Origin of the sequence: Streptomyces sp. CBMA291, from assembly GCF_014596525.1 — a bacterium.
Lineage (GTDB): Bacteria > Actinomycetota > Actinomycetes > Streptomycetales > Streptomycetaceae > Streptomyces.
Window position 1 is genome coordinate 1 of the sequence record NZ_MSJP01000095.1, and the last position, 9,146, is coordinate 9,146.

The 9,146-nt window shown below is 74.9% G+C and carries 4 protein-coding genes and 2 pseudogenes; all 6 read left to right on the forward strand.

Translation table 11 applies throughout. The annotated features are described in order from the left end of the window. Positions 1-2,085: translation initiation factor IF-2 (gene infB, locus BU197_RS22710; protein ID WP_188270161.1), on the forward strand; the 2,085-nt coding region annotated here is incomplete at its 5' end. Between the two features lie 148 nt (positions 2,086-2,233). Further along, complete coding sequence (locus BU197_RS22715; RefSeq protein WP_188270162.1) at positions 2,234-2,527, forward strand: DUF503 domain-containing protein; 294 nt, start codon at positions 2,234-2,236, stop codon at positions 2,525-2,527. A gap of 30 nt (positions 2,528-2,557) precedes the next feature. Continuing rightward, a complete protein-coding gene (gene rbfA / locus BU197_RS22720; RefSeq protein ID WP_188270163.1) occupies positions 2,558-2,998 on the forward strand; it encodes a 30S ribosome-binding factor RbfA in 441 nt (146 codons plus the stop codon). After that, a complete protein-coding gene (gene truB, locus BU197_RS22725) occupies positions 2,995-3,921 on the forward strand; it encodes a tRNA pseudouridine(55) synthase TruB (protein WP_188270164.1) in 927 nt (308 codons plus the stop codon). Before rbfA ends, truB begins: the two co-directional genes overlap by 4 nt. A 227-nt stretch (positions 3,922-4,148) precedes the next feature. Then, a pseudogene (locus BU197_RS30695) lies at positions 4,149-5,876 on the forward strand (trypsin-like peptidase domain-containing protein); the annotation flags it as partial. A 2,466-nt stretch (positions 5,877-8,342) separates the two neighbouring features. Next, positions 8,343-9,146 (forward strand): annotated as a pseudogene (locus tag BU197_RS30700) (serine protease); the annotation flags it as partial.

Sequence of the window (9,146 nt, forward strand, 5' to 3'; positions counted from 1 at the left end):
GCCGGTCCCGGCGGTGGCGGCGGCGGCTTCGCCGGTCGTCCCGGCGGTCCCGGTGGCGGCGGCGGTCGTCCGGGTGGTCCCGGCGGCGGTGGCGGCGGCTTCGGCGGTCGTCCCGGCGGCTTCGGCGGCCGTCCCGGCGGCCCGGGTGGCCGTGGTGGCACGCAGGGCGCCTTCGGTCGTCCCGGCGGTCCCGCGCGTCGCGGTCGCAAGTCGAAGCGGCAGAGGCGCCAGGAGTACGAGGCCATGCAGGCCCCCTCCGTGGGCGGCGTGATGCTGCCCCGCGGCGGCGGCGAGATCATTCGCCTGTCGCGCGGTGCCTCCCTCACCGACTTCGCCGAGAAGATCGGCGCCAACCCGGCGTCGCTCGTCGCGGTGATGATGAACCTCGGTGAGATGGTCACGGCCACGCAGTCCGTCTCCGACGACACGCTGACGATGCTCGGCGAGGAGATGAACTACCAGGTCCAGATCGTCTCGCCGGAGGAAGAGGACCGCGAGCTCCTCGAGTCCTTCGACATCGAGTTCGGCGAGGACGAGGGCGGCGAAGAGGCTCTGGTCTCCCGTCCGCCGGTCGTCACCGTCATGGGTCACGTCGACCACGGAAAGACCCGACTCCTCGACGCGATCCGCAAGACGAACGTCGTCGCGGGCGAGGCCGGTGGCATCACCCAGCACATCGGTGCCTACCAGGTCGGCACCGAGGTCAACGGCGAAGAGCGTCGCATCACCTTCATCGACACCCCGGGTCACGAGGCGTTCACCGCCATGCGTGCCCGTGGTGCGAAGTCGACCGACATCGCGATCCTCGTGGTCGCGGCCAACGACGGTGTCATGCCGCAGACGATCGAGGCGCTCAACCACGCCAAGGCCGCCGGCGTCCCGATCGTCGTCGCGGTCAACAAGATCGACGTCGAGGGCGCGGACCCGGTCAAGGTCCGCGGTCAGCTGACCGAGTTCGGTCTGGTGGCCGAGGAGTACGGCGGCGACACGATGTTCGTCGACATCTCCGCCAAGCAGGGTCTGCACATCGACTCCCTGCTGGAGGCCGTCGTCCTCACCGCCGACGCCTCGCTCGACCTCCGGGCCAACCCGGACCAGGACGCGCAGGGCATCGCGATCGAGTCCCACCTCGACCGCGGTCGCGGCGCCGTCTCGACCGTCCTGGTCCAGCGCGGAACGCTGCGCATCGGCGACACCGTGGTGGTCGGCGACGCGTACGGCCGTGTCCGGGCGATGCTCGACGACAAGGGCAACAACGTCGAGGAGGCGACCCCGTCGACTCCCGTCCTGGTCCTGGGTCTCACCAACGTCCCGGGTGCCGGCGACAACCTCCTGGTTGTCGACGAGGACCGTACGGCCCGTCAGATCGCCGAGAAGCGCGCGGCGCGTGAGCGCAACGCGGCCTTCGCCAAGCGCGTCCGCCGGGTGTCCCTCGAGGACCTCGACAAGGTGCTCAAGGCCGGTCTCGTCCAGGAACTCAACCTCATCATCAAGGGCGACGCGTCCGGTGCGGTCGAGGCCCTCGAGTCCTCGCTGCTCCAGCTCGACGTCGGCGAAGAGGTCGACATCCGTGTCCTGCACCGCGGTGTGGGTGCGGTCACCGAGTCGGACATCGACCTGGCCATGGGCTCCGACGCCATCGTCATCGGCTACAACGTCCGTGCGGCCGGCCGTGCCGCGCAGATGGCGGAGCGCGAGGGCGTCGACGTCCGGTACTACTCGGTCATCTACCAGGCGATCGAGGAGATCGAGGCGGCGCTCAAGGGCCTCCTCAAGCCGGAGTACGAAGAGGTCGAGCTGGGCACGGCGGAGATCCGCGAGGTCTTCCGCTCGTCCAAGCTGGGCAACATCGCGGGTGTCCTCATCCGCTCCGGCGAGGTCAAGCGCAACACCAAGGCGCGCCTCATCCGCGACGGCAAGGTCATCGCGGAGGACCTCACCATCCACGGTCTGCGCCGCTTCAAGGACGACGTCACCGAGATTCGTGAAGGCTTCGAGGGCGGTATCAACCTCGGAAACTACAACGACATCAAGATCGACGACGTCATCGCGACGTACGAGATGCGCGAGAAGCCGCGCGCCTGATCGCGTCCGCTCGCAGCACTGAGCCGGGGCCGGTCGGCGGAGAAGTATTCCGTCGATCGGCCCCGGCCGTTGCGTGTACGGTTTCGGATGTCCCCGCCGGGTCGTCGGCGGGACACCGAACCCGAACCGGCGGGACATCCGGGCATACATGTACGTGGGGACTCTGTCCTTCGATCTGCTCCTCGGCGACGTACGTTCGTTGAAGGAGAAACGCTCCGTCGTCCGGCCGATCGTCGCCGAGCTGCACCGCAAGTTCGCGGTGAGCGCGGCGGAGGTCGGCGGCCAGAACCTCCACCGGCGGGCCGAGATCGGCGTCGCGATGGTGTCGGGGGATCCGGGACACCTCAGTGACGTGCTGGACCGGTGCGAGCGGCTCGTCGCCGCCCGTCCCGAGGTGGAACTGCTGTCGGTGCGCCGCAGGCTCCACACTGATGAAGACTGATTTGAGCAAGGCGAAGAAGGAGAAGGACCAGTGGCCGACAACGCGCGGGCGAAGAAGCTGGCAGACCTCATCCGGGAGGTGGTCGCGGAGAAGCTGCAGCGCGGCATCAAGGACCCCCGTCTGGGTACGCACGTGACCATCACGGACACCCGCGTCACCGGAGACCTGCGGGAGGCCACGGTCTTCTACACGGTCTACGGGGACGAGGAGGAGCGGGCGAGCGCCGCCGCCGGACTGGAGAGCGCCAAGGGCATCCTCCGTTCGGCCGTGGGCCGCGCAGCCGGGACCAAGTTCACCCCGACGCTGGCCTTCGTGGCCGACGCCCTCCCGGAGAACGCCCGCACCATCGAGGACCTCCTCGACAAGGCGCGGGCCTCGGACGCCCAGGTGCGGGAGGCGTCCTCGGGCGCCGCCTTCGCGGGCGAAGCCGACCCCTACAAGAAGCCGGGCGAGGACGAAGCCGCCGAATGAGCAACGCAGCACAGACCCCGCCGGCGGGAGCCGGGCGGGGTCCTCAGGACGGCCTGGTCATCGTCGACAAGCCGTCGGGCTTCACCTCGCACGACGTCGTGGCCAAGATGCGGGGGATCGCCAAGACCCGCCGCGTCGGCCACGCGGGCACCCTCGACCCGATGGCCACCGGAGTCCTCGTCCTCGGCGTGGAGCGGGCGACCAAGCTGCTTGGTCACCTCGCGCTGACCGAGAAGGAGTACCTGGGCACCATCCGGCTGGGCCAGACGACGGTCACCGACGACGCCGAGGGCGAGATCACCGCCTCCGCGGACGCCTCGAAGGTGACCCGCGAGGGCATCGACGCGGGCGTCGCCGAGCTGACCGGCGCCATCATGCAGGTCCCGTCGAAGGTCTCCGCCATCAAGATCGACGGCAAGCGGTCGTACGCGAGGGTGCGCGGCGGCGAGGAGTTCGAGATCCCGGCCCGCCCGGTCACCGTCTCCTCCTTCCACGTGTACGACGTGCGCGAGGCGACCGCCGAGGACGGCACCCCCGTCCTCGACCTGGTCGTCTCCGTCGTCTGCTCCTCGGGTACGTACATCCGGGCCCTCGCCCGGGACCTCGGCGCGGGACTCGGCGTGGGCGGTCACCTGACCGCGCTGCGCCGCACCCGGGTCGGCCCGTACAAGCTGGACTCCGCCCGGACGCTCGACCAGCTCCAGGAGGAGCTGACGGTGATGCCGGTCGCCGACGCGGCCTCGGCGGCGTTCCCCCGCTGGGACGTCGACGAGAAGCGGGCCAAGCTGCTGCTCAACGGAGTACGCCTGGAGATGCCGGAGTACCCGGCGGGCCCCGTCGCGGTCTTTGGACCCGAGGGCACACTCCTCGCGCTCGTCGAAGCGCAACGGGGCAAGGCGAAGAGCCTCGCGGTCTTCGGCTGAACGAGACCGGGGGCCTCGCGGTCTTCGGACGCTCACGGTGGGGCGGGCACGTACGCGTGCCCGCCCCACCGCGTTTCCCCTCCCACTTCCCCCTGCGCGAGTCTGTCCGGTACCCGCCGGATAATCACCCGTTCAGAGAGGCGTCCGGAGTGAAAAGGGGCGTGAAAGGGGGGCGTGTTCCCTTCCGTGGTTTTTCCGGTGATCAACGGCGACCTACCGTCGGTCCCATGGAACGCGGGGAACTGGCGACGCTGGTACGGGTCTGCGATCCGGCGGGACGGCCTCGGGGCACCGGTTTCCTCGCCGACCACCACGGGACGGTGGTCACCAGCCACGAAGCAGTCGACGGGCTCAGCCATGTCCTCCTGCGCGCCCCCGGCGACCGGAGCCGGCTCGCCGGAGCGGAGGCCGTCACACCCCTGCCCGAGAGCGGCCTCGCCCTCGTCCGCACCCAGGGCCTCGGCGTACGGCCCCTGCCGCTCGCCACCCGGGACGCCCTCCCGCCCGGCACCTATGTGCGCATCGCCGCCCACGGCTGGCGCGAGGCCCGTGTCCTCGGCCCCTCCGGCGGCGGCCTCGAACTCGTCATCGGCACCGAAGGCGCCGAAGCGCTCAGGCCCCGCGGCCTCACCACCGGCGGCCCCGTCCTCGACCCCGCCACCGGCGCCGTCCTCGCCGTCCTGCGTACCGCACCGCCCGGCACCCACCAGGCCGGATACGCCGTACCGCTCCGCCCCCACGGTGCCCTCACCGCCCTGCTCCGGCACAACGCGGCCACCGTCCCCGCCTACGGCGCCGATCTCAACCTCGCCGCCGTCCTCGAACTCGCCGCCACCTCCACCGGGCCCGCGCACGAACCCGGCCCCTGGCCCGAGCCCGTCGCCCGCGCCGCCTGCGCCCGGGAGTTCACCCGCTTCACCGCCGGGGCGGCCCCCGTCCTCGCCCTCGTCGGCGCCCCCGGCACCGGCCGCACCACCGCCCTCGCCGCGCTCTGCGCCCAGCGCGCCCGGGGCGCCGCCCCCGCCCCCACCCTCCGGCTACGCGGCGCCGACCTGGGCGCCGACGACCACTCCCTCGCCGACGCCGTCGGCCGCGCCCTGCGGGAGGCCGCCGGGACCGCCGCGGCGGCGGGCGCCGTCGGGGACACCGGCACCGCCACCCCCGAACGGGCCGCCGCCCTCGCCCACGAGGCGGGCCGGCCGCTCCTCGTCGTCCTCGACGGCCCCGAGGAGATGCCCCCGGCCCTCGCCGACCGGCTCGCCGCGTGGACCTCGGCCACCGAGGAATGGCTCCGCGCGCACCGGATCCACCTCGTCACCGCCTGCCGCCCCGAGCACTGGGAACAGGCCGGTGCCCTCCACACCCCCGGCGCGCTGTACCGGCCCCTCGGGGAGACCGGCCCCGGACTGCCCGCCGCCGTCCTCCTCGGGCCCTACTCCGCGACCGAGGCCCAGGCCGTCCGCGCGGGGTACGGACTGGCCGAGACCGACCTCGCCGAGGCCGACGCCCGCCACCCGCTGGCCCTGCGGCTGCTCGCCGAGGTGCGCGCCGCCCTGCCGGGAGCGGTGCCAGGCCGTCCCGACCGCGAGGAGATCTTCACCGCGCACCTGGACCTGATGTGCCTGCGGATCGCCGCCCGGATCACGGCGGACCAGCATCCCGAGCCCCGGGCCACCGCCGTCCGCCGCCTCGCCGCGCGCGTCAACGGCCGCGTCCACGAGGCCGCCCGCCGCTGCCTCGGCCCCGGCCACGGCGCCCTCGACCGGGCCTCCTTCGAGGAACTGTTCCCCCACGCCCAGGGCTGGGCCCCGGCCGTCCTCACGGAAGGCCTCCTCACTCCTGCGGGCCCCGGCTACCGCTTCACCCACGAGGAACTGGGCGACTGGCTCCAGGCGGCCCACCTGGACGTGGACGGGGCGCTGGGAGCGTTGCTGGGGATGGGGGAGGCCGGAGGGTTTGAGGAGCCTGGGGATACGGGGGTCCCTGGGGGCGCGGGGATGTGCGGGGCTGCGGGGGCGTGTGGGGCTGCTGGGGTGCATGAGGCCACAGGGACCTGCGGGGCTACTGGGGTGTGCGAGGCCTGCGCGACCTCTGGGGCCTCCGAGGTGGCCGCTGGGACCCCGGAGACCTCTGGGACTCCCGGGACTCCTGGGACCTCTGGAACCCCCAGGACCTCTGGGCCCTCTGGGAACCCGGAGACGTCCGGGGCCCCTGTGGCTTCTGGGACCGCAGGGTCGTCCGGAACCCCAGGGGCTCCAGGGACGCATCAGCCCTTCGGTAACCACGGGGACCTTGAGGTGAGCAGGGCTTCCGGGGGACCTGGGACGGTCGGCGTCTGGGAGGCTCCTGGGGTTGGTTCCGGGGGTCCTTCTGGAGCTGGCCGAGGGGCTGACCGGGTTCTTGGAGCCGCCGGAGCTGCCGGGGCAGCCGGAACCCTCGGCTCCACCGGGGCAGCCGGAACTCTCGGAGCCGCCGGAACCCCCGGGACGCACCAGTCCTTCGGGGCTCCGGGATACGTCGGGGAGGGGCGCCCCCCGGCGCATCCCGCTACTGCTGTGCCGCCCTCAGCCGGGGGACCCGGGTACGCCGGGCCGGCGGAGCCTGGTGCCGGGTCCGGGTCCGGGTCCGGGATCGGGATCCGGACCGGGAGTGTGCCCGTACCGGGCGGGGCTGCTGCCTCTGAGGCTCGTGTGCCGGGTGTGGCCCCCGCGCGGTGGAAGGCTGCCGAGCCTGGTGTGGCTGTCGCACCGGGGAGGGCCCTTGCGACGGGTGGCGCTTCAGAGCCCACCGGTCCGCCCGCACGGGCCGGAGGCCGAGGGTTCCCCGCCGGGGCGGGCACCGTGCCCGTCGGTTCGCCGACCACTCCGGTAGGGGGCGCCCCCGGGGGCGTGGGCTCCCCGCCTTCTTCCGCCGGGGGAGCCCCCAACGGAGCGGGCACTACGCCTTCTCGTACTGGAGGAGCTTCCGGGACCGTCGACTCCCGGGCGCTTCCGCCCGGGGGGTCCGCCGCGTCCGCCGGTCCGCCCGCGCGTGCGCTGCCTTCGGCCGGGGTTCCGGTGCCCTCGGTCGGGGCGCACGGGCCCGCCGGAGCACCGTGGTTCCCCAACAGGGCCGCCTCCGGACCCGCCGGTTCCCCGACGGCTCCGGGCAGGGGAGCCTCCGCACCCGTCGGCCGTCCGGGTCTGCCTGCGGGCGCGGCCATGCCCGCGGGGCTTCCCGCCGGGGTGACGCCTCCTCCTGGCCACGCCGGTCAGTCTCCCGCCGGGTGGGCCTCCGCAGGTGCGGCCGTGCCCACCAGGGGTGTGGGTTTCCCCGTCGGGGGAGCCCCTGCCCGTGGTCAGGCCCCGCAGTCTTCCGCAGGGCGGGTCTCCAGGCCCGTGGGCCCTTCGGGGCTTCCGGCAGGTACGGCCGTGCCCGCCGGGGGAGTGCCCACCCCTGGTCAGGCCCCGCAGCCTCCCGCCGCGCGGGCCTCCGTCCCCGTTGGCCCTTCGGGACTTCCCGCAGATACGGCCACGCCTGCGGGGCTTCCCGCTGGGGTCGCGCCCGATCCTGCCCGCACCGGGCAGCCTCCCGCCGGGTGGGCCTCCGCAGGTGCGGCAGTGCCTGTGGGGGGCGCGGGTTTCCCTGGCGGAGGCACGCCCGCCCCTGCCCATGCTCCGCAGCCTCCCGCCGGGCGGGCCCCCGCAAGTGCGGCCGTCCCCGTCGGGGGCGCGGGTTTCCCCGCCGGAGGCGCGCCTGCCCCCGCCCATGCCCCGCAGCCTCCCGCCGGGGGCGCGGGCTTCCCCGCCGGAGGCGCGCCCGCCCACGCCCCGCAGCCTCCCACCGCGCGGCCCCCCGTCCCCGTCGATCCTTCGGGGCTTCCCGCGGATACGGCTGGGCGTGCGGGTTCCCCCGGCGGAAGCGCGCTCGTTCCTGGTCGCACCCCGCCGTCCCCCACCGGGCAGGCCTCCGCGTCTGGTGGCGCCCCGGGCCTTCCCGCGGGCGGTCGTGCCGGGCTTCCCGTCGGTGCCGGCCCCGCTGTTTCCTCGGGGCGTCCCGCCGGCGCGCCCGCGGCCCCCGGTCCGTCGGCCGGGTCCGCCGGGGCCCTGTCGGCGTCCGTCAGCCTTCCGGCGGCTCGTAGCGGGGACGCCGCCCCCGCCTCCCTGGCCCCGAAGCGCCGGACCGCGACGCCCGTCGCCCCCTCGGGCCTCCGCGCCCGCGCGCTGCTCGCCCGCTCCGGCCGTTCCGGAACACCCGCACTCCCCGCCGGGACCGCCCCTCCCTCCCGGCTCCCCGTCGGCCGCGTCCCCAGCCCCGCAGGGGCCCCCGGGCACCCCGCCCTCCCCTCGCCCCGGACCCCCGGGGTCCCGGGCGGGGCGGTCGCAGGGTGCGGGCTGCCTGCCGGGGCGCTGCCCGGGACCGGCGGGCCCTCCGGGTATCTCGTGCCGCCCGTCGGCATCCCCGTACCCCCGGGTGGCCTGGCGCAGGCCGTGCGCGCCGCCCGGGTCCCGGCCCCCGCCCCCGTCGCGCTCCCGGCCGGAGCCGGTGCCCCCGCCGGTGCCACCCCGCCCCCGGTGCCCCGGCACCGCATCGGGCCGGTGCTCCAGGCGTTGCTGCTGCTTCAGCGGGAGCGGGGGCCGGAGGCGCTCGCCGCTCGGCTCGGGGTGCTCGTCGAGGCGCTCGGGTCGCTTCCCTGCGGGGACGACGGGTCCTGGTGGGCGGCCAGGCTGTTCGGGGAGGTCCTGCGGCGGGTGCCGGATTCGCGCCCGTATCTGCCCGTGCTCCGACAACTCGCCGACCGGATCGGGGCGCGGGGCGAACGGACCCCGGAGTTCGCCCCCTTCGGGCCCGGTTTCTGGCTGGACCTGCCCCTCGGCGCGGACGAGCGCGTCGACCTCCTGCGCAGGCTCGTCCCCGCCGATCCGCCGCCCGGCGGGCCCCTGGCACAGGACGGCCCGTACCTGCTGGCCGCCGCCCGGCTGCTCGCCCGCGACCCGAGGGGCGTCCAGCCCCTGCTGTGCCGCTGGTTCGGCGACGGCAGGACCCTGCCCGCCGCCGCCCCGTACGCGACCGTCGCCACCGCCGCCCGCGCCCTCCTCCACGCCCACCGGACGCTCGCCCCCGACGACCTGTGCGAAGCGCTCGTCGCCACCGCCCACCCGCTCGCCGAGGGCCTCCTCGCCGCGCTCGCGGAGGACGAGCCCGCCGCCCTCTGCCGGGCCGTCGACCGCTGGGCCCACGACGAC

What these genes read in the sequence shown, in the direction of transcription:
- BU197_RS22715 (WP_188270162.1), top strand. Translation starts at nt 2,234, where the DNA reads ATGTACGTGGGGACTCTGTCCTTCGATCTGCTCCTCGGCGACGTACGT.
- truB (WP_188270164.1), top strand. Translation starts at nt 2,995, where the DNA reads ATGAGCAACGCAGCACAGACCCCGCCGGCGGGAGCCGGGCGGGGTCCT.